Below are 24,411 nucleotides of genomic sequence, written 5' to 3' on the forward strand. Positions count from 1 at the left end.
CGGATGCCCAGCCGTATAAAGGACTATTTGATTATATTAATCGCCGGTGTGTGTTTCAGCACGACGGTGCCTGCGGACCCCGCTCCCGGCCCGGAACACTTCACGCTGTTGAGCCGTGCAAGTGCGGTACAACTGGATGTTCAACTGGACAAGGCCCAGCGCCAGTGGTTACAGAACAAACGCGAGCTGGTGCTCGGCACTTCGGCACCGGACTACCCGCCCTTCGACCTGACCTCCAGCGGCCGCGACTACGAGGGCCTGACCGCCGATTACGCAGGGCTGTTGGCCCAAGCCCTGGCATTGCCCGTGAAGGTGGTGCGCTACCCCACCCGAGAAGCATCGATCCACGCGCTTGAAACAGGCGAAATCGACCTGTTGGGCTCCTCCAACGGCTTTGAAGCCGCCAACCCGAATCTCATCCTGTCGCAGCCATACGCGGTGGACCAACCCGTACTCGTGACCCGTGAGGGGGAAAACTACAATCTGGGCAATGGGCTGGCCGGACTGCGCTTGAGCCTGGTCTACCACTACCTGCCGTTGAATGAAGTGCAGAAGCTGTACCCAAAGGCCAACATCCGCGCCTATCCCTCGTACCAAAACGCCTTGAATGCAGTGGCGTTCGACCAGGCCGACGTGTTTTTGGGCGATACCATTTCCACCCATTACATGATCAACAAGGGCTACCTGAAAAACATCCGCATGGCCAACTTCGGCAAGCATGAAGCCTATGGCTTCAGCTTTGCGCTGCGCCAGGAACAGCGCACTTTGCTGAGCATCGTCGATTCGGTGCTGGCCGCCATCCCCATCAATGAGCGCGACAGCATCGCCAAGCGCTGGAGCGCCGGCAGCGATATCTTGCTGACCGACAAGAAGCTGCAGCTGACCCAGCGCGAAGAGCGTTGGCTCAAAGACCATCCGGTGGTAACAGTCGTCGTCAATGAGACCTTCGCGCCGCTGACGTTTTTCGACGCCGAAGGCAATTTTCGCGGCATCACCGCAGACTTGCTGGAACTGATACGCCTGCGCACCGGGTTACGTTTCAAGATCCTGCGCAGTCGCGAAGTCAACGCGATGATCGAACAGGTCACCACCGGGAAAGCCGATATCATCGGGGCCATTGTCCCCAGCGTTGAACGGGAGGCTTCGCTGAGTTTCAGTCGCCCTTACCTGGAAAACTCCTACGTCCTGCTCACCCGCAAAGAGCCCGGCGCACCCTCAAACCTGGAGCAGATGGCAGGTAAGCGCCTGGCTATCACCGTGGGCAACCCACTGGAAAAAATCCTCACGCAGGACTTCCCGCAGATTCGCCTGGTGGAGGTCGGCGACACTTTCAAAGCATCCGAAATGCTGGCCCAAGGCAATGTGGAAGGTGCCGTCAACTCGCTGGTGATCGCCAACTACTTCCTGTCCTCGCAGGTTTTCCAGGACAAACTGCAGATCAGCACCAGTATCGGCACCCTTCCCGCCACGTTCGCCCTGGCGACGCCACGCCGCGCCGTCGAACTGAGCTCAATCCTGGACAAGGCCCTGCTGAGCATTGCTCCGGACGAAATGGGCGTGATCAACAGTCGCTGGCGCGGCTATACCGCCGCCTCCGACAGTTACTGGCGCAACTACCACCAGTTGATCGCGCAAATCATCGTCGGCACCGGGCTGTTGCTGCTGATTTCACTGACCTGGAACGCCCACATGCGCCGCCAGATCAAGCATCGGAAAATGGCCGAGCGCGCCCTCAACGATCAGTTCGAGTTCATGCGCGCATTGGTCAACGAAACCCCGCACCCGATCTATGTGCGTGATCGAAACGGCCTGTTGCAAACCTGTAATGACAGTTACCTGCAGGTCTTCGGCGTCAAGCGTGAAGACGTGATCGGCAAGAGCGTGATCCAGATGGACATGGCCCGGGAATCGGAGGCGGCGCAATACCACGCGGACTACCAGCAAGTCGTGGCGCAGGGCAACACGCTGATTCTCGACCGCACCCTGCACCTGCATGGAAAAAAACTGACGATCTATCACTGGATTCTTCCCTACCGTGACTCCGTTGGTGAAGTCCAGGGCATCATCGGGGGCTGGATCGACATCAGTGAGCGGCGCCAGCTGTTCGACGAGTTGCGCGCCGCCAAGGAACGCGCCGATGAAGCGAACCGGGCCAAAAGTACTTTCCTCGCCACCATGAGTCATGAAATCCGCACGCCGATGAACGCCGTGATCGGCATGCTGGAGTTGACCCTCAAGCGGGCTGACCAGGGCCATCTCGACCGCCCGGCCATTGAAGTGGCCTACAACTCGGCCAAAGACCTGCTGGAATTGATCGGCGATATTCTGGACATCGCGCGCATCGAGTCCGGCCGTTTGAGCCTGGCGCCGGAACGCGTGAACCTGCGCGAAGTCATCGAGTCGGTGGTGCGCGTGTTCGATGGCCTGGCACGGCAGAAAACCCTCAGCCTGCTGCTGGAGTTCAAGCCCGAGCTGGATGACACCGAGGTGCTGATCGACCCGTTACGCTTCAAACAGGTGCTGTCCAACCTGGTGAGTAATGCGATCAAGTTCACCGAGCGCGGGCGGGTGCACATCAAAGTGGACGTGCAACCCACCGATCAACCGCAGCAGGTCGAGATGAAACTGGTGGTCGAGGACACCGGCATTGGTATCAGTCGCGACGACCAGCTGCGCCTGTTCGAGCCGTTTGCCCAGGCCGACAACTCCGGGCACCTGGCCCGGAGCGGTGCCGGCCTGGGGCTGGTGATCTGCCGAAGCCTGTGCGCAATGATGGGCGGGCAACTGAGCCTGAGCAGTGTGCCGATGGTGGGCACCCAAGTGCATGTCAACTTGAAAATGCCCCGCCTGCAGCCGGTCCAGCCCGTGGGCGAACTCAAACCCGCGCCCCCGGCGCTTGCGCCGGTGCTCAACGTACTGGTGGTGGATGACCATCCCGCGAACCGCCTGCTGATGTGTCAGCAACTGGGTTATCTGGGCCATCAGTTCACCGCAGCCCAGCACGGTGCCGCCGGCTTCAAGGCATGGCGTCAGGAACGCTTCGACCTGGTCATCGCCGACTGCAACATGCCGATCATGAACGGCTACGAATTGACCCGCTCGATCCGTGAGTATGAACAGCGCGAACAGCTGCCGGCCTGCGTCGTGCTGGGCTTCACCGCCAATGCCCAGCCGGAAGAGAAACTGCGTTGCGCGCAAGCGGGCATGAACGACTGCCTGTTCAAGCCAATCAGCCTGACGGTGCTGGAGCGGCAACTGGCGCAGATCGGCCAGCCACCCGGCGGTGTGAGGCTCGACCTCAGCAGCCTGGAGGCGCTGACGGGCGGCGACCCACAGCTGAGTCGTCGCCTGCTTGAAGAATTGCTTAACAGCAGCCGTCATGACCGTCAGGAACTGACCGCCATGTTGGCGCAACAGGCATCGCCCCAGGCCATCATTGACCAGGCCCACAAGATCAAGGGAGCTGCGCGCATCGTGCAGGCCGCTGCGCTGGCCGGCGAATGTGAAGCGCTGGAGCACGCCTGCGCCCAGGGTGAGGATCGGCCGAAGATCGAAACCGGCATCAAGAGCCTGGAAAAATGCATGCTTGAATTGGAGAGGATGCTGCAGATGCGCCTTAATGAACTGGACGTCTTGCAATAGGCAGGGCGAGTGTTTGCACTCCCCCTGCCGCCACCGGTCAGCAGTCGGTCAGACGCAGGAAAATCGCTGCCAGCTGTTCGATGCCCGCCTGGTCCTGCGCGGTAAAGCGCGCCAGCGACGGGCTGTCCAGATCAAGGACGCCAATCAGTTGGCCGTCCTTGATCAGCGGCACCACCAGTTCGCTGTTCGAAGCGCTGTCACAGGCGATATGCCCAGGGAACGCGTGAACGTCCTCCACCCTCTGGGTTTGCCGCGATGCCGCCGCCGCGCCGCACACGCCACGACCGAACGGAATGCGCACGCAGGCAATCTGGCCCTGGAACGGGCCCAGCACCAGCTCTTCGTCACGGTTGAGGTAGAAGCCGGCCCAGTTAAGGTCATCCAGCTGGTTGAACAGAAACGCGGAGAACTGCGCGCTGTTGGCGATGAAGTCGCGTTCATCGGCCAGCAGCGATTCCAGTTGCGCACACAGCATTGCATAGCCATCCAGGCCCGTGCCGGCCTGTTGCAAATCGATCATGGTTGACGCTCCAACAACTTGAGACCCACCCAGTAACGGGCGAATTGATACGCGCACCGGCCATTGCGGTTGCCGCGCCCGGTGGCCCAACGTACGGCCAAAATATCCAGCGCTTCATCGCGCTGCCATTGCAAACCGGCCTTGCTGGCCAGTTCGCCAATCCAGTGCTCGACCACGTTCAGGAAATGCTCCTGAGAGAACGGGTAGAACGACAACCACAGGCCAAACCGGTCGGACAAGGCGATTTTATCTTCGACGGCCTCGCTGGGGTGCAGCTCGCCGTCCACGCGTTTCCAGTTGTCATTGTCGCTCTGGTTTTCCGGCACCAGATGACGGCGGTTGGACGTGGCATACAACAGCACGTTTTCTGGCGCCTGCTCCAGCGAGCCGTCCAGCACACTCTTGAGCACGCGGTAGTCGCCCTCGCCGGCCTCGAACGACAAGTCGTCGCAGAACAGGATGAACCGCTGCGGCAGCTTGAGCAGTTGCTCGACCACGCGCGGCAAGTCGGCCAGGTGATCGCGCTCGATTTCAATCAACCGCAAGCCGGCCTTGGCGTGCTGGGCGAGCAAGGCGCGCACCATGGACGATTTGCCCGTGCCGCGCGAACCCCACAGCAGCGCGTGGTTGGCGGGCAAGCCATCGAGAAACTGTTGGGTGTTGCGGGCCAGTTGTTCGCGTTGCTTGTCCACACCGATCAGGTCGCTGAGGCGCATGTCCAGGCTGACTTCCAGGGGCAGCAAAAAGCCACTGCGGCCTTCGCGCTGCCAGCGGGCGGCGAGGCACTGGTCCCAGTCGATGGCTTGGCGGGGCGCCGGCAACAACGGTTCCAGGCGTGCAAGTACCGCGTCGGCACGCTCAAGAAAGGCATTCAATCGATTATCCACGACTATTCCTCTGGCAAGTTCTTGCAAAAGATGGCGTATTGGCAACCCTGCGGCAGACCGCGACAGGGCTGCACCTGTAAAAAAATCAATGATTATGCCGAGCAAGCCAAAGCCGGTGGATGTTCAGCTATGCTTGCCGGGCGAAGGGAAACGTGAAGTGGTTCAACACCCGATGGATATCAAGTTCGCCCACCGCTTGTCTTATAAACAAGCTCGATTGACTGTGCTGGTCGGTTTCGTCTTGGGAACCTTGCTCAGTCTGATCCAAATCGGCATTGATTATGCCAGCGAAGACGCATCCATCAACCGTGAAATCCGCTCGCTGATCGAAATCAGCCATAACCCCGCCTCCCGTATCGCCTACAACATCGACGCCGAACTCGCCCAGGAACTGACGCTGGGCCTGCTGCACTCCCCGGCGATCACGCGTGCGCAATTGGTCGACAACAATGGCGTGGTCCTGGCCGACGTTGATCGCCCGCGCAAGGAAAGCACGTACCGGCCCATCAGCGATTTTCTGTTTGGCGCCAACCGCCAGTTTGAGGATCGGTTGTTCCTCAGCCACATGCCTAATGATTCTTTGGGCGTGTTGCGCCTGGACGTCGACACTTACGCCTTCGGCAGTCGTTTTCTGCACCGCGCCGAGATCACACTGCTTAACGGCTTTGCCCGCAGCCTGCTGCTGACCGGCATCCTGTTGGGCCTGTTTTACGTGATGCTGACCCAGCCGCTGGTGCGCATTATTCGCGCGCTGAGCACCAGCAAGCAGGCGCACCTGGATTGCCCGCCAGGGCACGAAAACGACGAAATCGGCGTGCTGGTCAGTGTCGCCAACCAGCAGTTCGAAAACATGGAGACCGAAATCCAGCAGCGCCGCCACGCCGAGGACCGACTCACCGAGTACCTGGGCCAACTGGAAGATATCGTCTCCGCACGCACGCTGGAGCTCAAGGCCAGCAACCAACGCCTGAGCCAGTCCAATGATGAGTTGGAGGCTGCGAAGATGACGGCGCTGGGCATGGCCCAGGCACGGGCGGCGTTCCTGGCCAACATGAGCCACGAGATTCGCACGCCGCTCAATGGCCTGCTGGGCATGATCGCCCTCTCGCTGGACAGCCCGTTGAATGCCGAGCAGCGCCAGCAACTGTCGATTGCCCATGACTCCGGCAAAGTGCTGGTGGAGTTGCTCAACGATATCCTCGACCTGTCCAAGTTTGATGCAGGCCAGCTGGAGCTGGAGCGTATCCCGTTCGATCTGAGCTCGCTGGTGGAAGACACCGCCAACCTGCTGTCGCAGAACGCAGCACCGAGCGTTGAACTGACGTGCTTGATCGACCCACTGTTTCCCGCCCAAGTGATTGGCGACCCGACACGCGTGCGGCAAATCGTCAGCAACTTGCTCTCCAATGCCTTGAAGTTCACGCGCTTTGGCCGAGTCGACGTGCGCCTGAGCGCCAGCGAGGGCCGGGTGAAGATTGAAGTGTGTGATACCGGTATCGGCATCGCTCAGGATGCGCAGGTAAAAATATTCCAGCCGTTCACCCAGGCCGGCGCAGGCATCACCCGCCAGTTTGGTGGCACGGGGCTGGGGCTCGCGTTGACGCACAATCTGTGTGAAGCGATGAAGGGCCGGCTGAGCATCAGCTCGGAAGTCGGGTTTGGCAGCCAGTTCTGCGCCGACCTGCCACTGCCCACGCATTTGCCCGCGACGCGTTACGCGCCACTGGCAGGCGAAGTCATTGCCATCACCAACGCCGGCAGCGGCCTGACGGAATTGCTCACCACCCTGTTGCCTCACTGGGGGCTGGCGCCGCGCGTTTATTCTCAAGACGACGACCTGAGCGGGCAAAATCCCGACCTGTTGATCACCGATTGCCCGGAGTGCCTGTTCCGCCTGCGCCCAGCCATCAAGGCGCCCATTCTGCTGGTCACCGCCTACGGCAACTTTATGCCCAGTGAGGAAGTGGCAGCCCTAGCGCCGCTGCAGCAACAGGCGCGCCCTTTGAGCCGCAACGCGCTGTATCAGATCCTGCAACGCAATTTGCGCAGCGACGCGCCACTGATCCTCGACCCGATCCAGATGGAAGCCGCGCCGTTTACGCACCGGGCGCGCATCCTGCTGGTGGAGGACAACCCGGTCAATCAACTGGTGGCCAAAGGCATGCTCAGCAAGCTCGGCTGCGAAGTGGTGGTGGCCGCGCACGGTGGCGAAGCGCTCAAGTTCCTTGAAGAGCAGCGCTTTGACATGGTGCTGATGGACTGCAACATGCCGGTAATGGATGGCTACGAAGCCAGCCGGCAGATTCGCCGCAGCGGGCGCTGGCCCGACTTGCCCATTGTCGCCTTGACGGCCAACGCCCTCTCGGAAGAGCGCGAGCGTTGCCGGGCCGCGGGCATGGATGACTACCTGGCCAAACCGTTCCGCCGCGAAGAACTCAAGGCTCTGCTGGACCTGTGGGTGCCGCAGACGACAACCCTTTGATCTGCGCCAGCAACTGGTCCAGGCCTTCGCGCAAGGCATCGGCCTGGTTCAGGTCGATGCCGCTGTCACACAGCAAGCGGGTTTTCAGGCGGTGAGTCTGGTGGCGTAACTGCACACCGGCCTGAGTCAGACCCAAGTGCACTTCCCGCTCATCCCGTGCGCTGCGTTGGCGGCTCACCAGGTCGAGCTGCTCAAGACGCTTGAGCAGCGGCGTCAATGTGCCCGAATCGAGCATCAGCCGCTCGCCCAAGGCCTTGACGGTCGGCTGCGGCGCCGTTGCCTCGTGCCACTCCCACAGCACCAGCATAACCACGTACTGCGGGTAGGTCAGGCCCAGCTGGTCAAGCATTGGCTTATAAGCACGCGTCACCGCCCTTGAGGCAGCGTAGAGCTTGAAACACAGCTGGTCGTCCAGTGCCAGGGACACGCCGGATACATCGATCATTTGAGCAGGGCTTCAATCTCTTGGGTCAGGTCCTGAGGCTTGGTGGTCGGGGCAAAACGCTTGACCACCTGACCGTCACGACCGATCAGGAACTTGGTGAAGTTCCACTTGATGCCCTTGGAACCCAGCAAGCCCGGCGCTTGTTTTTTAAGCTGCACGAACAGCGGGTGGGCCTCGCTGCCGTTGACGTCGATCTTCTTGAACAGCGGGAAACTGACACCGAAATTCAACTCGCAGAACTCGGAAATCGCGCCTTCGTTGCCGGGCTCCTGCTTGCCGAATTGATTGCAGGGGAACCCCAGCACCACCAGGCCCTGGTTCTTGTACTGCTGCCAAAGTTGTTCAAGCCCCTTGTACTGCGGGGTGAAGCCACATTTGCTGGCGGTGTTGACCACCAAAATGGCCTTGCCGGCGAAGTCGGCCAAGGTCTTTTGCTCACCTTTGATGGTGGTGCACGGGATGCTCAGCAGGTTGGTGCTCATGGCAGTGCCTCAAACAGGGGAAAGACCTGAAACGATAGTAGGCAATTCAATTGTGTGCAATTTAATTGACCGCATTGATGAGGCCCTATTTGCTCACATCAATCCCTTCATTCACGTCCGATACAAAAGTGGGAGCGGGCTTGCTCGCGAATGCGGTGTGTCAGCCAGCTCATTGGTAACTGACCCACCGCATTCGCGAGCAAGCCCGCTCCCACACTTGGAAGGTGCTGCCGGCCCTAGCGCGGGACGAGGTCCAGGCACACCGAGTTGATGCAGTAGCGCAAACCAGTCGGCGGCGGACCATCCGGGAACACATGCCCCAGGTGCGCATCGCACTTGGCGCAGGTGACTTCGGTGCGGATCATGCCGTGGCTGACGTCGCGGATCTCGATCATCGCGCTGTCGGCGATCGGCGCGTAGAAGCTCGGCCAGCCGCAGCCGGAGTCGAACTTGGTTTTGGAATCGAACAGCGGCTCATTGCAACAGATGCAGTGATACACACCGTCGGTTTTGGTTTCGTTGTATTTGCCGCTGAACGGGCGCTCGGTGCCCTTGAGGCGACACACCTGATACTGCGCGGGGTCGAGCATGTCCCGCCACTCATCCAGGGTTTTCTGCAACTTATCCATCAATCCACCTCGGCAACTGAAAAAGCCTGATCTGTATCTTTTCCACGGAACAGGCGGCACGTATGATTGCGCCTCTTAAAAACGCCAGTCTGGCACCCGCGCTACCGGCATTCAAACGTATTTATGGGTGCAGGCCTCGCAGGATTCGCAGTACGGTAGTGTCCACGCCGTCTGGATCGTTCATTTTCAGGATCACATCGCCATGCAGGTCAGCAAATCGAACAAGCTCGCCAACGTCTGCTACGACATTCGCGGCCCAGTGCTCAAGCACGCCAAACGCCTGGAAGAGGAAGGCCATCGCATCCTCAAGCTGAACATTGGCAACCCGGCGCCATTTGGTTTCGAAGCGCCGGACGAAATCCTCCAGGACGTGATCCGCAACCTGCCGACCGCTCAGGGCTACAGCGACTCCAAGGGCCTGTTCAGCGCGCGTAAAGCCGTGATGCAGTACTACCAGCAGAAGCAGGTGGAAGGTGTCGGCATCGAAGACATCTACCTGGGTAACGGCGTGTCCGAGCTGATCGTGATGTCCATGCAGGCCTTGCTCAACAACGGCGACGAAGTGCTGGTGCCGGCGCCCGACTACCCGCTGTGGACCGCTGCCGTGACCCTGGCTGGCGGCCACCCGGTGCACTACCTGTGCGATGAAGGCGCCGACTGGTTCCCGGACCTGGCCGACATCAAGGCCAAGATCACGCCGAACACCAAGGCCCTGGTGATCATCAACCCGAACAACCCGACCGGCGCCGTGTACTCCAGGGAGGTGTTGCTGGGCATGCTCGAGCTGGCACGCCAGCACAACCTGGTGGTGTTCTCCGACGAGATCTACGACAAGATCCTTTACGACGACGCCGTGCACATCTGCACCGGCTCCCTGGCGCCGGACCTGCTGTGCCTGACCTTCAACGGCCTGTCCAAATCCTACCGCGTGGCGGGTTTCCGCTCCGGCTGGATCGCCATCTCCGGGCCCAAGCACAACGCCCAGAGCTACATCGAAGGCATCGACATGCTGGCCAATATGCGCCTGTGTGCCAACGTGCCGAGCCAGCATGCAATCCAGACCGCACTCGGTGGCTACCAGAGCATCAACGACCTGGTACTGCCTCAGGGCCGCCTGCTGGAGCAGCGCAACCGTACCTGGGAATTGCTCAACGCGATCCCCGGCGTGAGCTGCGTGAAACCCATGGGCGCGCTGTATGCGTTCCCACGGATCGACCCGAAGGTCTGCCCGATCCTCAACGACGAGAAATTCGTGCTCGACCTGCTGCTGTCCGAAAAGCTGTTGGTGGTACAGGGAACGGCGTTCAACTGGCCGTGGCCGGATCACTTCCGCGTGGTGACATTGCCGCGCGTGGATGACCTGGACATGGCCATTGGTCGCATCGGCAACTTCCTCAAGTCCTATCGCCAATAACGCACATGCCGCCGTACGACCGACATTCGGTCGTACGGCGAGTATCTGGCAACACTTCTCTACCCGCCGTCCCCTCCTCCCAGCCGCTGCACGCCACGGACCGGTCAGCCTCCTATAATTGCAGGGCGCGAAGGCTTGAATGGGGTGATTGCGGCTGGCTTTTCGGCTCGGAAAATCCTTTCAAGGCTCTACATTCAGGCTGTAGGACACAGTTTGAAATAGTCGCTCGGTTGAATCGCCCCAGGCCGCACCTTATATACCCCGCAGTACGCGACATATTAAGCATGAGGAGAATTCTACAACCATGATGCGCATCCTGCTGTTCTTGGCCACTAACCTGGCGGTCGTGCTGATTGCCAGCATCACCCTGAGCCTGTTCGGCTTCAACGGGTTCATGGCGGCCAACGGGGTTGATCTGAACCTCAATCAGCTGCTGGTCTTCTGTGCAGTCTTTGGTTTTGCCGGCTCGATCTTCTCGCTGTTCATCTCCAAGTGGATGGCGAAGATGAGCACCAGCACCCAGGTCATCACCCAGCCACGCACCCGCCATGAGCAATGGTTGCTGCAGACAGTTGAGCAGTTGTCCCGCGAGGCTGGCATCAAGATGCCTGAAGTCGGGATTTTCCCGGCGTATGAGGCCAACGCCTTTGCCACCGGCTGGAACAAGAACGACGCCCTTGTTGCGGTGAGCCAGGGCATGCTCGAACGCTTCTCCTACGACGAAGTGAAAGCGGTACTGGCCCACGAGATCGGCCACGTGGCCAACGGCGACATGGTCACCCTGGCGCTGGTACAAGGCGTGGTGAACACCTTCGTGATGTTCTTTGCACGGATCATCGGCAACTTCGTCGACAAGGTGATCTTCAAGAACGAAGAAGGCCGCGGCATTGCCTACTTCGTGGCGACCCTCTTTGCCGAGGTGGTGCTGGGCTTCCTAGCCAGCGCGATCACCATGTGGTTCTCGCGTAAACGCGAGTTCCGCGCGGACGAAGCCGGTGCCCGCCTGGCCGGTACCGGGGCGATGATTGCGGCACTGCAACACTTGCGCTCCGAACAAGGCCTGCCCGTGCACATGCCGGACAGCCTGACCGCGTTTGGTATCAACGGTGGCATCAAGCAAGGTTTTGCACGCATGTTCATGAGCCACCCGCCGCTGGAAGAGCGGATCGACGCACTGCGTCGCCGGGGCTGATAGCTGCGCGGTAACACAAAAAAGGGGCGATCTGATCGCCCCTTTTTTGTGAGTGCTTGAATCGCCATCGCGGGCAAGCCCGACTCCCGCAAGGATCTGCTCAGGTTCACACACGGTGAGCGACGCGGTCAATGTGGGAGCCGGGCTTGCCCGCGATGGCGATAGCAGGGTCAGTACTTTGTCAGTTGGTACACGCGCTCTTCCAGCCGCGTGACACCGTCTTGCACAAACTTCCAACTCTCACCCAGGATGTCTTGCTCCTCCACCACCTGCACAGTCCAGTGCGAGCCCAGCAACACCTTCACCTCATCATCGGTTACCGCAAACGGCGGGCCAGCCTTTTGTGTCTGATCGTAGTCGAGGGTGATCAGCAAACCCTGACAGCCCGGGCGCAACAAGGCATTCAGATGCTCGGCGTACTGCGCCCGCATCAACGGCGGCAACGCGATCAATGCCGCGCGATCGTAAAGCGCGGAGCAATCGGCCAGCGCTTCGGCGTCCAAGGCAAAGAAATCGCCGCACCACACCTCGATCAGATCCGCCTGGTACACCTTGAACACGCCACGCTGACTGATCCTGGGCACCAGCCCTTGCTCACTGAAGAACGCCTCCACCGCCTGCTCGGACAACTCCACACCCAGCACGCGATACCCCAAGCTTGCCAGCCACATCAGATCCAGGCTTTTGCCGCACAGCGGCACCAACACCTTTGCCCCTTCAGCCAAGGCCAGTTTTGGCCAGTGGCGTTGCAGGTAGGGGTTGACCTCGGGCAGATGAAAACCGATCTGGTTGCGTGCCCAACGCTCTTGCCAAAACTTAGGCTCCATGGAATCACCCTGAAAATTCGATCAAAAGGCGCTAAAACTTATATTAGATTTAGATCAATGATCTGATTGAAGATGGGCCCATGTTAACGCTCAGGACCCTACTTATGTTCCCCAGCCTGTTTATCTCCCACGGTTCGCCCATGCTCGCCCTGCAACCCGGTGCCAGCGGCCCGGCACTCAAGCGCCTGGCGGCCGAGTTGCCACGGCCCAAGGCCATTGTGGTGGTCTCAGCGCACTGGGAAAGCCAGGGCCTGCTGGTTACCGGCAGCGCCGCACCCGAGACCTGGCACGATTTCGGCGGCTTCCCACGGGATTTGTTCGCCGTGCAGTACCCCGCACCCGGTGACCCGCAGTTGGCAGCCCAGATAGTCGAACTGCTCAAGGCTGATGGCCTTGAGGCGCGCGTCGATGACCAGCGCCCGTTCGACCATGGCACCTGGGTGCCCCTTTCACTGATGTACCCGGCAGCCGATATTCCGGTGGTGCAGGTGTCGCTGCCAAGCCGTATGGGCCCTGCCCTGCAAACCCGCGTCGGGCATGCCCTGGCCAGTTTGCGTGAGCACGGCGTGCTGTTGATCGGTTCGGGCAGCATCACCCACAACCTGGGCGAACTGGACTGGCATGCCGGGCCGGAAAGCATCGAGCCCTGGGCGCGCGATTTCCGCGACTGGGTAGTGGACAAACTCGCCGCCAACGACGAGGCGGCCTTGCACGATTATCGCCGCCAGGCGCCGCATGCCGTGCGCAGCCATCCGAGTGACGAGCACCTGTTGCCGCTGTATTTTGCGCGCGGCGCGGGTGGCGCATTCAGCGTGGCGCATCAGGGGTTCACCATGGGTGCGCTCGGGATGGACATCTACCGCTTCGGCTAACACAGATCTAAATGTGGGATTGAGTGCTGATCCAAACCTGAAATCCAGGCAAAAAAAATCCCCGAACCAGTCGGGGATTTTTTATGTGCGATCAATCAGCCCAAGGGCGGATCAATCTTCGCGGTAGCGACGCAGCTTCAGCTGCTTACCGGCAACGCGAGTGTCTTTAAGCTTGGCCAGCAGTTTTTCCAGACCGTCTTCCGGCAGCTCCACCAGGGAGAAGCTGTCACGAACCTGGATACGACCGATCGCTTCACGTGCCAGGCCACCCTCGTTGAGGATAGCGCCCAGCAGGTTCTTGGCCGCGATGCCATCACGCGCGCCCAGCGCGGTACGGCAACGAGCACGGCCTTCAGCCAATGGGACCGGAGCACGACGCTCACGATCACCACGGTCTGGACGGTCGCCAGTACGCTCTGGACGATCACCGCGCGGAGCGTTGTTCGGCACCAGTGGACGTTCTTTCTCGATCGCAGCCAAGGTCAGCGCTTGACCGTTGGTAGCCTTGCGCAGCAGGGCTGCAGCCAGGGCACGCGGGGTGCAACCGATATCGGCCGTCAGGCGGTCCAGCAGTTCGCCGTGGGTCGATTCAGCGTCAGCCACCAGCGGCGACAGGCTGTTGGTCAGTTTCTTGATGCGAGCATCGAGAACGGCCTGGGCATCCGGCAGGCGGACTTCGGCAACTTTCTGACCGGTTACACGCTCGATCACTTGCAGCATGCGGCGCTCACGCGGAGTCACCAGCAGCAGTGCACGACCTTCGCGACCGGCACGGCCGGTACGGCCGATACGGTGAACGTAGGACTCTGGGTCGTACGGCATGTCAACGTTGAACACGTGGGTGATACGTGGAACGTCGAGACCACGGGCAGCAACGTCGGTCGCCACTACGATGTCCAGACGGCCATCCTTGAGGGAGTCGATCACGCGCTCACGTTGGTTCTGGGCGATGTCACCGTTCAGCGCAGCGGCTTTGTAGCCTTTGGCTTCCAGGGCACTGGCCAGGTCCAGGGTCGCTTGCTTGGTGCGCACGAACATGATCAGGGCGTCGAAGTCTTCGACTTCCAGCAGGCTCAATACAGCCGAGGTCTTCTGGTCAGCGTGAACCAACAGGTGAGCCTGTTCGATCGCGGTAACGGTCTGAGTCTTGGTCTGGATCTTCACGTGTTGCGGATCGCGCAGGTGGCGTTCGGCAATGGCACGGATCGACTGTGGCAGGGTCGCCGAGAACAATACGGTCTGACGGGTCGGTGGCAGCGCCTTGAAGATGACTTCCAGGTCATCCATGAAGCCCAGCTTCAACATTTCGTCAGCTTCGTCCAGAACCAGGTGGTTCACGGTCGACAGGACTTTTTCGTCACGACGCAGGTGGTCGCACAGACGGCCCGGAGTGGCGACAACGATCTGTGCGCCGTTACGGATTGCTTTCAGTTGTGGGCCCATAGGCGCGCCGCCGTAAACGGCCACAACGGTTACGCCTGGCATTTGCTTGGCGTAGGTTTCAAAAGCGGTTGCTACTTGCAGCGCCAACTCACGGGTTGGCGCCAGGATCAGGGCTTGCGGCTCGCGCTTGGCAGGATCGATGCAGTGCAGGATTGGCAGGGCGAACGCGGCGGTTTTACCGGTACCGGTTTGCGCTTGGCCAATCATGTCTTGGCCGGCCATGATGATCGGGATCGATTGCTGCTGAATAGCCGAAGGTTCTTCGTAGCCGGTCGCGATGACGGCTGCAAGAATGTTCGGGTTAAGATTAAAAGCGGCGAAGCCGCCGGTTTCCTGGGTCATGGGTCTGCCTCTAAGTGCATCCGCAAAGACCCATGCTCCAAAGCTGCGCATGCCGTGTTGAGACTCAAGAGTCGCCCTGGCTGCTTTGTCGGCGGGGATTTGCGAAAACGAATGAATGAAAAAGATTCGTCAAGGAAGAGTCCGCTGTGCGGACGTGCAGCCGAAGCTGACTTCGGGGAATTGCGCTACCTAAACGCGGCCCGGTTAAAGGCCGGCGCGCACTATACCGGAAATAGCTGAAAAAGGGAGCTTTTTTTATCGCAAAGCGCCGATAAACCATGCTGCATCAAAGCCTTTGCGGATAGCTGCGCCAGGGTCTATTTTTCAAAGGCCCGGCCCTGTTGGTCATAACGCTTAAACGTTTCATCTGCCCATCAAGACCTTTGGTCTGAAACCCACCCAAGCCCTGAGGGCACATCCGATGAATCAAGCCAGCAGCAGTCGCGTCAGCCGTGAGTTGCAGGGCCATGTCCTGCTGTTGGGTCTGGACCGAGTGGCCAAGCGCAATGCCTTTGACCTGGATCTGCTCAATGAGCTGAGCCTGGCCTATGGCGAATTTGATCGAAACGACGAGGCCCGGGTGGCCGTGGTGTTTGCCCACGGCGACCACTTCACCGCCGGGCTGGACCTGGCCAATGTCAGCGGCGTGATGTCCGGAGGCTGGCAACCGCCACTGGGCGGCTGCGATCCATGGGGGGTGTTCGCCGGGCCGAGGGTCAATAAACCGGTGATCGTCGCAGCCCAGGGCTACTGCCTGACCATCGGCATCGAGTTGATGCTGGCAGCCGATATCAATATTTGCGCGAGCAATACGCGCTTTGCGCAAATGGAAGTAAAGCGTGGGATCTTTCCGTTTGGCGGCGCGACCTTACGTTTTCATCAGGTGGCCGGCTGGGGCAACGCCATGCGCTGGTTGCTCACCGGCGATGAATTTGATGCGCACGAGGCGCTCAGGCTGGGCTTGGTGCAGGAAGTGATGGCCAGCGAAGATTTGCTGCCGCGCGCCATTGAGCTAGCCAGCCGTATTGCCCGCCAGGCGCCGCTGGGTGTGCAAGCGACGCTGATGTCGGCGCGCCAGGCACGGATGGAAGGCGAAACCGTTGCCGCCGCCGGGTTGCAGGTGGTGGTGGAGAAGCTGCTCAACAGTGAAGATGCCAAAGAGGGTGTGCGGGCGATGGTTGAGAAGCGGCCGGGGGTGTTCAAAGGGATTTGAGTGAACAGTGTCGGCCTCATCGCGGGCAAGCCCGCTCCCACATTTGATCGCCTATCCCCTGTGGGAGCCGGGCTTGCCCGCGATGGCGCCAGAACAGGCAACTAAGTCGCCGGCCGAATCGCCTTGATCAACGCCTGCAACGAGTACCCCAACCGCGGCGCCAAAGCGTCGGCACGCGCCGTCAGCGCACCCAGGTCCAGTGCCTGATCCAGCTCCGAAGGCACCAGCAAAATCACATTGCCCTCCTTCACCGGCAGCTCCCAGTAATGCCGGTGATACAACCCGCGCAGCAACGCCGCACCCAGTGGCTTGCCATCATCGGTGGCCCACTGGTTGATCACCAGCCAGCCGCCAGGGTTGAGTTTCTTCTGGCAGTTTTCCAGGAAGGTCCAGGCCAGGTGCCCCACGCCCGGGCCGACGTCGGTATACAGGTCGACGAAAATCAGGTCGGCCGATTCGGCGGTGTCGAGCAACTGCAGCGCGTCGCCAATACGGATGTACAGGCGCGGATCGTCATCCAGCCCTAGGTGCTCAATGGCCAGGCGCGGTACGTCCGGGCGCAGCTCAATGGCTTCGACGTCTTCCAGCGGCAGAAACTTGAGGCACGCCTGGGTCAGCGTGCCGGCGCCCAGCCCGAGGAACAGCGCACTCTCCGGTTGCTCGTGGCACAACGCGCCAATCAGCATCGCGCGGGTGTAGTCGTACTCCAGCCAACTCGGGTCGGCGGTGAATACGCAGCTTTGCTCGATGGCGTCGCCAAACTCGAGAAAGCGGTAATCGGCCACTTCAAGCACGCGGATCATGCCGAAATCATCATGGACTTCGGCCAGCAGGCGCTCGACACGCTCATCGGTCATCACTACTCCTAAAGGGTTTACCGCACGGCAAAGGCGCGATTGTCGGCCAACCGGCGGCAACAGGTCACGCACTAATTGCTGATAACATTGGCGCCCCACCGTCAATCAACCAATCGAGTTCACGATGAGCCAACCCTGGAGCCCCGACAGCTGGCGCGCCCTGCCGATCCAGCAACAACCCCAGTACCCGGACGCTGCACACTTGCTGCAAGTGGAGCAGAACCTGGCCAGCTACCCGCCACTGGTGTTTGCCGGGGAAGCCCGCGAGTTGCGCCGTCAGTTCGCCGAAGTGACCCAGGGCCGCGCGTTCCTGCTGCAGGGCGGTGACTGCGCCGAAAGCTTTGCCGAGTTCTCCGCGGCAAAAATCCGCGACACCTTCAAGGTGCTGCTGCAGATGGCAATCGTGATGACCTTCGCCGCCGGCTGCCCGGTGGTCAAAGTCGGGCGCATGGCCGGCCAGTTCGCCAAGCCGCGCTCGGCCAACGATGAAACCATCGACGGCGTCACCCTGCCCGCCTACCGTGGCGACATCGTCAACAGCATCGGTTTCGACGAGAAAAGCCGCGTACCGGACCCGGATCGCCTGCTGCAGTCGTACCACCAGTCCACCGCCACGCTTAACCTACTGCGCGCGTTTGCCCAAGGCGGATTTGCCGACCTGCATCAAGTGCACAAGTGGAACCTGGACTTCATTGCCAACTCTGCACTGGCCGAAAAATACAGCCAATTGGCCGACCGCATCGACGAAACTCTGGCCTTCATGCGCGCCTGCGGCATGGACAGCTCGCCGCAACTGCGCGAAACCAGCTTCTTCACCGCCCACGAAGCGCTGCTGCTCAACTACGAGCAAGCTTTTGTGCGCCGCGACAGCCTGACCAACGATTACTACGACTGCTCGGCCCATATGCTCTGGATCGGCGACCGCACCCGTCAGCTGGACGGTGCCCACGTCGAATTCCTGCGCGGGGTGAACAACCCGATCGGCGTCAAGGTCGGCCCGAGCATGAACCCCGACGACTTGATCCGCCTGATCGACATTCTCAACCCGGACAACGACCCCGGCCGCCTCAACCTGATCGCGCGCATGGGCGCCGGCAAGGTGGGCGACCACCTGCCCAACCTGATCCGTGCCGTGCAGCGCGAGGGCAAGCAGGTGCTGTGGAGCTCGGACCCGATGCATGGCAACACCATCAAGGCCAGCAGCGGCTACAAGACCCGCGACTTTGCGCAGATTCTTGGCGAGGTGAAAGAGTTCTTCCAGGTGCATCAAGCCGAAGGCTCGTATGCCGGCGGGATTCACATCGAAATGACCGGGCAGAACGTCACCGAATGCATCGGCGGCGCGCGACCGATCACCGAAGATGGCCTGTCGGACCGCTATCACACCCACTGCGACCCACGGATGAATGCCGATCAGTCGCTGGAATTGGCGTTTTTGATTGCCGAGACCTTGAAGCAAGTCAAACGCTGAGATTTGGGTGAGTGGGCTTGTTGTGGCAAGCGGGCTTGCCACAACAAGCCCGCTCGCCACAAAAACCAGCTGCAGCTCAGGTTTGCAGCATCGCCACCCTTAAGCGGGCAGCACTTGGCCGCTGGCAATTGAGCTGGACCTGTTCCAGCCCCAACCAATCAGCCATCTGCCGCAGGTTCAAGGCCAGCGCCTGCATCCCCTCCTCGTCCAGCCCCGGCTCTTCTTCGTGCACCGCATGCACGGCCAGCCGCCCATGGGCGCGTTCGGCGCGCAGGTCGACACGCGCGGCGATCCGCTCATTGTGCAAAAACGGCAGCACGTAATAGCCGTACACCCGCTTGTCTTGCGGGGTGTAGATCTCCAGCCGGTAGCGAAAATCAAACAATCGCTCGGTGCGGCTGCGTTCCCAGATCAGCGAGTCGAACGGCGACAACAAGGCGCTGGCCGGTACCTTGCGCGGCACCTTCGGTTCCGGCAGGCAGTAGGCCGGTTGCTTCCAGCCCTGCACCTCACACATCCGCAATAGCCCATCCTCGACCAGCTCGGCCAAGCGGCCACGGCTGTCGGCAGGGTCCAGGCGGAAATAATCGCGCAGATCCTTTTCGGTACCAACGCCCAAGGCAGTCGCGCTGTGCAGCAACAAACCGCGCTGGGCCTCGGCCTCGTTCACGGTGGCCAGAAGGAGGTCGGCGGGGATGACGCGCTCGGGCAAATCATAGAGCCGCTCAAACCCGCGACGCCCCGCCACCGTGACCAATCCCGCAGCAAACAGCCATTCCAGTGCGTGCTTTTCATCACTCCAATCCCACCACGGGCCGGCGCGCTCCTCACGGGTGGACAAGCTGCCAGCACCCACCGCGCCCTGTTGCTCGACGGTCTGCAGCACGCGCTGGATGGTGGCCTGCTGCTCGCGCCCGAACCGCGCCATTTGCGCATAAATCCCCTGCCCCTGCTTGGCCCGCTCCATGCGCCAGCGCATCAACGGGTACAGCGCCATGGGCAGCAACGAGGCCTCATGGCCCCAATACTCAAAGAGCGAGCGCCGCCGCCCCTGGCTCCAGGCAGCTTGTTCGAGGATCAGCGGGGAGTACTGGCCAAGGCGGGAAAACAGCGGCAGGTAATGCGAGCGCACCACGGCGTTGACCGAATCGATCTGCAGCACACCCAAGCGCTCGATCAAACGATTGAGATGCGTAGCCTTGATCAGTGCCGGCGCCTGGCGCCCGGAAAAACCCTGGGCCGCCAGCGCCATGCGTCGAGCGTGCTTGAGTGAAAAAGACAGGTCGGCGGGCATGAGTCTCTCCGTGTGGGCTCGCCGACAACCCTACTGCATTCCAGGTTACTTTCGCAGCGGGTCTTGCCAGAAATGCAGGTGACTGTCCTGCTCCACATCGCCTCGATTAAGCCCGATGTCCTTGAGCGCATCGTCGCTCAAACTCGCCAGCGCCTGGCGCTCATGGTGCAGCGCCTGCCACCGGGCAACCCGCTGAAACAGCCCGGAAAACGGACGTTTCGTCATCAACACAAAACCTTTCTGACCTTTCATCTTCTCGCCCTCCAATGGGGATGACGAGAGTGTGTGCCTGGCACTATGATCAATCCAACGAATGTTTCTTATGTAATACATCTCGGAGATTGATCAATTGTCCGGCTACCCAAGCATCGACACTGAAGTGCTGCGCACCTTCGTCGCCATCGCCGATCAGGGCGGCTTTACCCGCGCCGGTGAACTGGTCAACCGCACACAGTCGGCGGTGAGCATGCAAATGAAGCGCCTCGAAGAAGACGTGCTGCAGCGCAAGCTGTTCGAGCGCGACGGTCGTCAAGTGCGGCTGACGGCCGAAGGCCAGGTATTGCTGGGTTATGCGCGGCGCATCCTGAAACTGCACAGTGAGGTGTTCAACACCCTGCGCGAACCTCACATGGTCGGGCTGGTGCGCATCGGCACGCCGGATGATTACGTGATGCGTTTCCTGCCGGGGATTCTCAAACGGTTTTCCAAGGCCTACCCGCTGATCCAGATCGAAATGCACTGCGAGTCGTCGGCGGTGTTGATGCAGCGGCGCGACCTGGCGCTGACCGTGATCAGCCGCGAGCCCGGCAATGAAATCGGCGAATTGCTGCGCAGTGAGCGCATGGTCTGGGTGGCGGCGCCGTGCTTCTGCGTGGATGAGCACGAGACCCTGCCCCTGGCCATTTCCGGCGTCGACAGCTTTTGCACCCAATGGACCCGCACCGCGCTGGATGCTGCCGGCATCGATTATCGCCTGGCGTACCACAGTTCCAACGTCGCGGCGATTCAAGCCGTGGTCGGCTCGGGGCTGGCGGTGATGGTCAGCATGGAAGGCCTGGTGACCGACGACTTACGAATCCTGGGCAGCGATGAAGGCTTTCCGCCTCTGCCGTCGATGAGCCTGCGCCTGCTGCGCAACCCGGCGATGGCCTCGCCCATCACCGAATGCCTGGCCGAATACATCCTCGAAGGCTTCAGACTTTAAACGTCAGCATCACCGCGCACACCGCCAGAAAGCCGCAGAACAGGCCGCGCAATACCCGTTCCGGCAGCGCGTGGGCGACTTTTACCCCCCAACTGATACTGAGCAGGCCACCGACCGCCAATGGCACGCCGATCATCCAATCCACCTCCTGGTGCCAGGCGTAGGTGACCAGGGTCACGCTGGTGCTGGGCAGCGCCAACGCCAGCGACAGGCCTTGAGCGACCACTTGGGTGGTACCGAAAAGACTGGTCAGCACCGGCGTCGCCACCACTGCGCCACCCACGCCAAACAAGCCGCCCATGGAACCCGAGGCGGCGCCGAGCACGCCGAGCCAAGGCCAGGAATAACGCATCTGCGCAGTCGGCGGCGCATTGCGAGTGAACATGCGCAGCAGGTTGTAAGCGGAGAGCGTCAGCAGGAATGCAATAAAACCGATGCGCATCGCGCCGGCGTCCAGGCCCACCGCCCAGATGGAGCCCAGCCAGGCAAAGCAGAAACCCATGACACCCAACGGCAACGCGTGGCGCAATTCGATACGGTTACGCTGGTGATAACGCCAAAGCGCCAGCATCACATTGGGCACCACCATCACCAGCGCGGTACCTTGGGCGAGTTGTTGATCCAGCCCAAACAACACGCCCAGCACCGGGATGGCAATCAGCCCGCCGCCAATACCGAACAGGCCGCCGACCGTGCCCAGGGCTGCGCCCAATACCAGGTAAATCGCTAAATCCAACACCGCGCATCACTCCAAAAGCCCAGGCGAAGCATGCTACGCAGTCGCCTGTGGCGTGGAAACGCACAGCAACGCACAATGGCTGTGCCGAACTCGCATAAGCGCCTCCTCATGAACCCCAATACCTTGACCGACCAACTGAGCCTGTTTCTTGATGTACTGGAAACCGGCAGTTTTTCCGCCGCCGCCCGCCGCCATCCGCTGACCCCTTCGGCAGTGGCTCGGCGCATTGACAGCCTGGAAAGCTCGGTCGGCAGCCGCTTGTTTCAGCGCAGCACCCATGCCGTGGTGCCAACACCGGCAGGCCTGGCGTTTGCCGAACGGGCGCGACGGATTGTCAGCGAGTTGCAACTGGCCCGGGCCGAGGCGGTGTCGTTGAGCCACGCGCCGGAGGGCCTGATCCGCGTGGACGCGCCGGCAGCCTTCGGCCGACGGCACTTGGCGCCGGTGATTGCCGACTTTCTGAACGTGTATCCGGGGCTGGATGTGCACCTGCATTTGATCGACAGCTTTGTCGACATGCAGGGCGCACACTTGGGCAAGGTCGACCTGGTGCTGCGCGCCGGGCACATCGTCGACACCCGCTTGATCGCCACGCCATTGGCCAGCATCGTGCGCATCGCCTGCGCCAGCCCCGCTTACCTCAAAAGCCGTGGCACGCCGACCCATCCTCGGGACCTGAGCGAGCATGATGGCCTCGACTGGGACGGCCTGGCGCCGATGTTCGCCTGGCGCTTCGAGCTGGACGGGCGCCGCGCCACCTATCGCCCGCAACGCATTCGCCTGAGTGCCAATAATGCCGAAGCACTGCTGTGCGGCGCGCTCGCCGGGCTGGGCATCGCGCATTTGCCGACGTGGCTGGCCAGTGAATACCTGGTGCGTGGTGAGTTATTACCGCTGTTTTGCGAAAACGGCCTGCCCAGCCCGGAAACCACCGGCATTTACGCGCTGCGTCTGGAACAGCAGGCCAATGCACGCAGCCGCCTTCTGCTGGAGTACCTCAAGTCCCGCTTCAGCCCAGTACCGCCCTGGGATCTGGCATTACAAAGCGGCCTGGTCTGACCCAATAGCCAGAATTATCTGGCGCATTAAAGGTTTGATCGCTAGATTCCAGCCCATATACGCTTTTTCGAGGCACTGTCATGCGCAAAAATCCCGCCCCTTGCGAATCCCTCATGCTGGATAACCAGTTGTGTTTCGCCCTGCACTCCACTTCGTTGCTGATGACCAAGGTCTACAAGCCACTGCTGCAAGCCCTCGGCCTGACCTATCCGCAGTACCTGGCGATGATGGTGCTGTGGGAAGAGGATGGTCTGACCGTCGGCGAAATCAGCACTCGCCTGCTGACCGATCCGGGTTCGCTGACGCCGCTGCTCAAGCGGTTGGAGGCCGAAGGCCTGCTCAGCCGGACCCGCAGCCGCGAAGATGAACGTGTGGTGGTGGTGGAATTGACCCAGGCCGGCCGTGCGTTGCAGGAAAAGGCCATGGGGATTCCGCAGTGCATCCTCGGCGCCAGCGGGTTACAACTGGAGCAGTTGCGCAAGTTGCAAAGTGATTTGATTGCCTTGCGGGGCAATCTGCAAGACGCCATTTAAAGGCATTCACGCAGTAAAAAGGTGGGAGCTGGCTTGCCTGCGATCGCGGTACATCAGTCATGAATGCATTGGCTGACACTGCGCAATCGCAGGCAAGCCAGCTCCCACATTTGTTTGGGTGTGTGCCAGAAAATACCGTCCGGAAAAGATTTTTGTAAATTTATCTTGCGCACCAAACATTAGCGCTATACATTCGCCTCACTAACTACTTAGCGCGCAAACATTTAGCGCTAAAAACCCAAGAGGACGACACCATGCAAACTCTCTATACCGCAGTAGCCACCGCCACCGGCGGCCGTGATGGTCGTGCTGTTTCCAACGACAACATCCTCGACGTCAAACTCTCCACCCCCAAAGAACTGGGCGGCGCCGGCGGCCAAGCCACCAACCCTGAGCAACTGTTCGCGGCCGGCTACTCGGCCTGCTTCATCGGCGCACTGAAGTTCATCGCCAGCCAGACCAAACGCAAAATCCCGGATGACGCTTCGATCACTGCCCACGTCGGCATCGGTCAAATCCCCGGCGGTTTCGGCCTGGACATCGACTTGCACGTGAGCCTGCCGGGCCTGGCGCAGGATGATGCGCAAAGCCTGGTCGAGGCGGCTCACCAAGTCTGCCCGTACTCCAACGCCACCCGTGGCAACGTCGATGTGCGCCTGCACGTGACTGTCTGATGCCCTTTGCCGCCACTGGAGAAGACCATGAACACAATGGGTAAAGCCTTCGGCACCCTGCTCGCGCTGTCGATCAACACCGCGTGCGCCGCAAGCGCATTACCCGGTGGCGATCAACCAGACCTAAGGCGCGACTGTACGGACCGGACACATGGTGGACACATGTGCGGGGACATGGTTGACACATTAT

The 24,411-nt window shown here is 60.8% G+C and carries 22 protein-coding genes; 11 read left to right on the forward strand and 11 right to left on the reverse strand.

What is annotated here, in order from left to right:
• The first annotated feature begins 3 nt into the window (after positions 1–3).
• Complete coding sequence (locus FPT15_RS23530) at positions 4–3,642, forward strand: transporter substrate-binding domain-containing protein (RefSeq protein ID WP_145165096.1); 3,639 nt, start codon at positions 4–6, stop codon at positions 3,640–3,642.
• Positions 3,643–3,679: 37 nt separating this feature from the next.
• Here the strand turns inward: FPT15_RS23530 and FPT15_RS23535 are convergent, their stop codons facing one another.
• Positions 3,680–4,162 carry a GAF domain-containing protein gene (locus FPT15_RS23535; protein ID WP_145165098.1) on the reverse strand — a complete coding sequence of 161 codons (483 nt, stop codon included), beginning with the start codon at positions 4,160–4,162 and terminating at the stop codon, positions 3,680–3,682.
• Complete coding sequence (locus tag FPT15_RS23540) at positions 4,159–5,049, reverse strand: ATP-binding protein (protein WP_145165100.1); 891 nt, start codon at positions 5,047–5,049, stop codon at positions 4,159–4,161. The genes FPT15_RS23535 and FPT15_RS23540 overlap by 4 nt, the downstream gene beginning before the upstream one ends.
• A 172-nt stretch (positions 5,050–5,221) precedes the next feature.
• On the opposite strand from FPT15_RS23540, the gene FPT15_RS23545 reads away from it, so the two are divergent.
• Positions 5,222–7,531, forward strand: a complete 2,310-nt coding sequence (locus FPT15_RS23545) for a response regulator (RefSeq protein WP_145165102.1) — start codon at positions 5,222–5,224, stop codon at positions 7,529–7,531.
• Here the strand turns inward: FPT15_RS23545 and FPT15_RS23550 are convergent.
• The 3 genes from FPT15_RS23550 to msrB form a co-directional block, all read right to left on the reverse strand.
• Complete coding sequence (locus FPT15_RS23550) at positions 7,485–7,976, reverse strand: MarR family winged helix-turn-helix transcriptional regulator (RefSeq protein WP_145165104.1); 492 nt, start codon at positions 7,974–7,976, stop codon at positions 7,485–7,487. The two genes, FPT15_RS23545 and FPT15_RS23550, sit on opposite strands and share 47 nt — an antisense overlap.
• Positions 7,973–8,458: a glutathione peroxidase gene (locus tag FPT15_RS23555; RefSeq protein ID WP_145165106.1), complete on the reverse strand. Its 486-nt coding sequence runs from the start codon at positions 8,456–8,458 to the stop codon at positions 7,973–7,975. The genes FPT15_RS23550 and FPT15_RS23555 overlap by 4 nt, the downstream gene beginning before the upstream one ends.
• Positions 8,459–8,694: 236 nt before the next feature.
• Positions 8,695–9,087 (reverse strand): peptide-methionine (R)-S-oxide reductase MsrB, encoded by a 393-nt coding sequence (gene msrB / locus FPT15_RS23560; RefSeq protein WP_145165109.1) that lies wholly within the window; start codon positions 9,085–9,087, stop codon positions 8,695–8,697.
• Between the two features lie 202 nt (positions 9,088–9,289).
• On the opposite strand from msrB, the gene FPT15_RS23565 reads away from it, so the two are divergent.
• Together FPT15_RS23565 and htpX are read left to right on the forward strand one after the other, a co-directional pair.
• The gene (locus FPT15_RS23565; protein ID WP_027607001.1) at positions 9,290–10,501 is read left to right on the forward strand and encodes a pyridoxal phosphate-dependent aminotransferase; all 1,212 of its coding nucleotides are present in this window, start codon (positions 9,290–9,292) and stop codon (positions 10,499–10,501) included.
• Positions 10,502–10,805: 304 nt separating this feature from the next.
• A complete protein-coding gene (gene htpX / locus FPT15_RS23570; RefSeq protein ID WP_145165111.1) occupies positions 10,806–11,693 on the forward strand; it encodes a protease HtpX in 888 nt (295 codons plus the stop codon).
• Between the two features lie 170 nt (positions 11,694–11,863).
• Here htpX and FPT15_RS23575 read toward each other — a convergent pair whose 3' ends face one another.
• The gene (locus FPT15_RS23575) at positions 11,864–12,520 is read right to left on the reverse strand and encodes a thiopurine S-methyltransferase (RefSeq protein ID WP_145165113.1); all 657 of its coding nucleotides are present in this window, start codon (positions 12,518–12,520) and stop codon (positions 11,864–11,866) included.
• Positions 12,521–12,624: 104 nt separating this feature from the next.
• Here FPT15_RS23575 and FPT15_RS23580 point away from each other — a divergent pair, with 104 nt between their 5' ends.
• The gene (locus FPT15_RS23580; RefSeq protein WP_145165115.1) at positions 12,625–13,392 is read left to right on the forward strand and encodes a class III extradiol ring-cleavage dioxygenase; all 768 of its coding nucleotides are present in this window, start codon (positions 12,625–12,627) and stop codon (positions 13,390–13,392) included.
• A gap of 111 nt (positions 13,393–13,503) precedes the next feature.
• Here FPT15_RS23580 and FPT15_RS23585 read toward each other — a convergent pair whose 3' ends face one another.
• The gene (locus FPT15_RS23585; RefSeq protein ID WP_053255160.1) at positions 13,504–15,177 is read right to left on the reverse strand and encodes a DEAD/DEAH box helicase; all 1,674 of its coding nucleotides are present in this window, start codon (positions 15,175–15,177) and stop codon (positions 13,504–13,506) included.
• Positions 15,178–15,598: 421 nt separating this feature from the next.
• Here FPT15_RS23585 and FPT15_RS23590 point away from each other — a divergent pair, with 421 nt between their 5' ends.
• Positions 15,599–16,390, forward strand: coding sequence for a crotonase/enoyl-CoA hydratase family protein (locus FPT15_RS23590; RefSeq protein ID WP_145165117.1), 792 nt, complete (start codon positions 15,599–15,601; stop codon positions 16,388–16,390).
• A 101-nt stretch (positions 16,391–16,491) separates the two neighbouring features.
• On the opposite strand, the gene FPT15_RS23595 is transcribed toward FPT15_RS23590, so the two are convergent.
• The gene (locus FPT15_RS23595; protein ID WP_145165119.1) at positions 16,492–17,247 is read right to left on the reverse strand and encodes a spermidine synthase; all 756 of its coding nucleotides are present in this window, start codon (positions 17,245–17,247) and stop codon (positions 16,492–16,494) included.
• Between the two features lie 124 nt (positions 17,248–17,371).
• Between FPT15_RS23595 and FPT15_RS23600 the strand changes: the two genes are divergently transcribed.
• Positions 17,372–18,718 carry a class II 3-deoxy-7-phosphoheptulonate synthase gene (locus FPT15_RS23600; protein WP_145165121.1) on the forward strand — a complete coding sequence of 449 codons (1,347 nt, stop codon included), beginning with the start codon at positions 17,372–17,374 and terminating at the stop codon, positions 18,716–18,718.
• A gap of 76 nt (positions 18,719–18,794) precedes the next feature.
• Here the strand turns inward: FPT15_RS23600 and FPT15_RS23605 are convergent, their stop codons facing one another.
• Together FPT15_RS23605 and FPT15_RS23610 are read right to left on the reverse strand one after the other, a co-directional pair.
• The gene (locus tag FPT15_RS23605) at positions 18,795–20,012 is read right to left on the reverse strand and encodes a winged helix-turn-helix domain-containing protein (RefSeq protein WP_145165123.1); all 1,218 of its coding nucleotides are present in this window, start codon (positions 20,010–20,012) and stop codon (positions 18,795–18,797) included.
• A 45-nt stretch (positions 20,013–20,057) separates the two neighbouring features.
• Positions 20,058–20,264: a DUF1127 domain-containing protein gene (locus FPT15_RS23610; protein WP_256676509.1), complete on the reverse strand. Its 207-nt coding sequence runs from the start codon at positions 20,262–20,264 to the stop codon at positions 20,058–20,060.
• A 97-nt stretch (positions 20,265–20,361) separates the two neighbouring features.
• Between FPT15_RS23610 and FPT15_RS23615 the strand changes: the two genes are divergently transcribed.
• Entirely contained in the window at positions 20,362–21,216 is an 855-nt protein-coding gene (locus tag FPT15_RS23615; protein WP_145165127.1) for a LysR family transcriptional regulator, read from the forward strand.
• Here FPT15_RS23615 and FPT15_RS23620 read toward each other — a convergent pair.
• The gene (locus FPT15_RS23620; RefSeq protein WP_145165129.1) at positions 21,206–21,955 is read right to left on the reverse strand and encodes a sulfite exporter TauE/SafE family protein; all 750 of its coding nucleotides are present in this window, start codon (positions 21,953–21,955) and stop codon (positions 21,206–21,208) included. The two genes, FPT15_RS23615 and FPT15_RS23620, sit on opposite strands and share 11 nt — an antisense overlap.
• Positions 21,956–22,063: 108 nt before the next feature.
• Here FPT15_RS23620 and FPT15_RS23625 point away from each other — a divergent pair, with 108 nt between their 5' ends.
• From FPT15_RS23625 to FPT15_RS23635, 3 genes are all read left to right on the forward strand, one after another.
• The gene (locus tag FPT15_RS23625) at positions 22,064–23,014 is read left to right on the forward strand and encodes a LysR family transcriptional regulator (RefSeq protein WP_145165132.1); all 951 of its coding nucleotides are present in this window, start codon (positions 22,064–22,066) and stop codon (positions 23,012–23,014) included.
• Between the two features lie 80 nt (positions 23,015–23,094).
• Positions 23,095–23,547 (forward strand): MarR family winged helix-turn-helix transcriptional regulator, encoded by a 453-nt coding sequence (locus FPT15_RS23630; protein ID WP_145165134.1) that lies wholly within the window; start codon positions 23,095–23,097, stop codon positions 23,545–23,547.
• Positions 23,548–23,801: 254 nt separating this feature from the next.
• Entirely contained in the window at positions 23,802–24,221 is a 420-nt protein-coding gene (locus FPT15_RS23635) for an organic hydroperoxide resistance protein (protein ID WP_145165136.1), read from the forward strand.
• The last annotated feature ends 190 nt before the right edge of the window (positions 24,222–24,411 follow it).

The sequence above is a fragment of the Pseudomonas sp. RGB genome, from assembly GCF_007713445.1.
In the GTDB taxonomy this organism is placed as follows: Bacteria; Pseudomonadota; Gammaproteobacteria; order Pseudomonadales; family Pseudomonadaceae; genus Aquipseudomonas.

What these genes read in the sequence shown, in the direction of transcription:
- FPT15_RS23530 (WP_145165096.1), top strand. Translation starts at nt 4, where the DNA reads ATGCCCAGCCGTATAAAGGACTATTTGATTATATTAATCGCCGGTGTG.
- FPT15_RS23535 (WP_145165098.1), bottom strand. Translation starts at nt 4,162, where the DNA reads ATGATCGATTTGCAACAGGCCGGCACGGGCCTGGATGGCTATGCAATG.
- FPT15_RS23545 (WP_145165102.1), top strand. Translation starts at nt 5,222, where the DNA reads ATGGATATCAAGTTCGCCCACCGCTTGTCTTATAAACAAGCTCGATTG.
- FPT15_RS23550 (WP_145165104.1), bottom strand. Translation starts at nt 7,976, where the DNA reads ATGATCGATGTATCCGGCGTGTCCCTGGCACTGGACGACCAGCTGTGT.
- FPT15_RS23555 (WP_145165106.1), bottom strand. Translation starts at nt 8,458, where the DNA reads ATGAGCACCAACCTGCTGAGCATCCCGTGCACCACCATCAAAGGTGAG.
- msrB (WP_145165109.1), bottom strand. Translation starts at nt 9,087, where the DNA reads ATGGATAAGTTGCAGAAAACCCTGGATGAGTGGCGGGACATGCTCGAC.
- FPT15_RS23565 (WP_027607001.1), top strand. Translation starts at nt 9,290, where the DNA reads ATGCAGGTCAGCAAATCGAACAAGCTCGCCAACGTCTGCTACGACATT.
- htpX (WP_145165111.1), top strand. Translation starts at nt 10,806, where the DNA reads ATGATGCGCATCCTGCTGTTCTTGGCCACTAACCTGGCGGTCGTGCTG.
- FPT15_RS23575 (WP_145165113.1), bottom strand. Translation starts at nt 12,520, where the DNA reads ATGGAGCCTAAGTTTTGGCAAGAGCGTTGGGCACGCAACCAGATCGGT.
- FPT15_RS23580 (WP_145165115.1), top strand. Translation starts at nt 12,625, where the DNA reads ATGTTCCCCAGCCTGTTTATCTCCCACGGTTCGCCCATGCTCGCCCTG.
- FPT15_RS23585 (WP_053255160.1), bottom strand. Translation starts at nt 15,177, where the DNA reads ATGACCCAGGAAACCGGCGGCTTCGCCGCTTTTAATCTTAACCCGAAC.
- FPT15_RS23590 (WP_145165117.1), top strand. Translation starts at nt 15,599, where the DNA reads ATGAATCAAGCCAGCAGCAGTCGCGTCAGCCGTGAGTTGCAGGGCCAT.
- FPT15_RS23595 (WP_145165119.1), bottom strand. Translation starts at nt 17,247, where the DNA reads ATGACCGATGAGCGTGTCGAGCGCCTGCTGGCCGAAGTCCATGATGAT.
- FPT15_RS23600 (WP_145165121.1), top strand. Translation starts at nt 17,372, where the DNA reads ATGAGCCAACCCTGGAGCCCCGACAGCTGGCGCGCCCTGCCGATCCAG.
- FPT15_RS23605 (WP_145165123.1), bottom strand. Translation starts at nt 20,012, where the DNA reads ATGCCCGCCGACCTGTCTTTTTCACTCAAGCACGCTCGACGCATGGCG.
- FPT15_RS23610 (WP_256676509.1), bottom strand. Translation starts at nt 20,264, where the DNA reads ATGAAAGGTCAGAAAGGTTTTGTGTTGATGACGAAACGTCCGTTTTCC.
- FPT15_RS23625 (WP_145165132.1), top strand. Translation starts at nt 22,064, where the DNA reads ATGAACCCCAATACCTTGACCGACCAACTGAGCCTGTTTCTTGATGTA.
- FPT15_RS23630 (WP_145165134.1), top strand. Translation starts at nt 23,095, where the DNA reads ATGCGCAAAAATCCCGCCCCTTGCGAATCCCTCATGCTGGATAACCAG.
- FPT15_RS23635 (WP_145165136.1), top strand. Translation starts at nt 23,802, where the DNA reads ATGCAAACTCTCTATACCGCAGTAGCCACCGCCACCGGCGGCCGTGAT.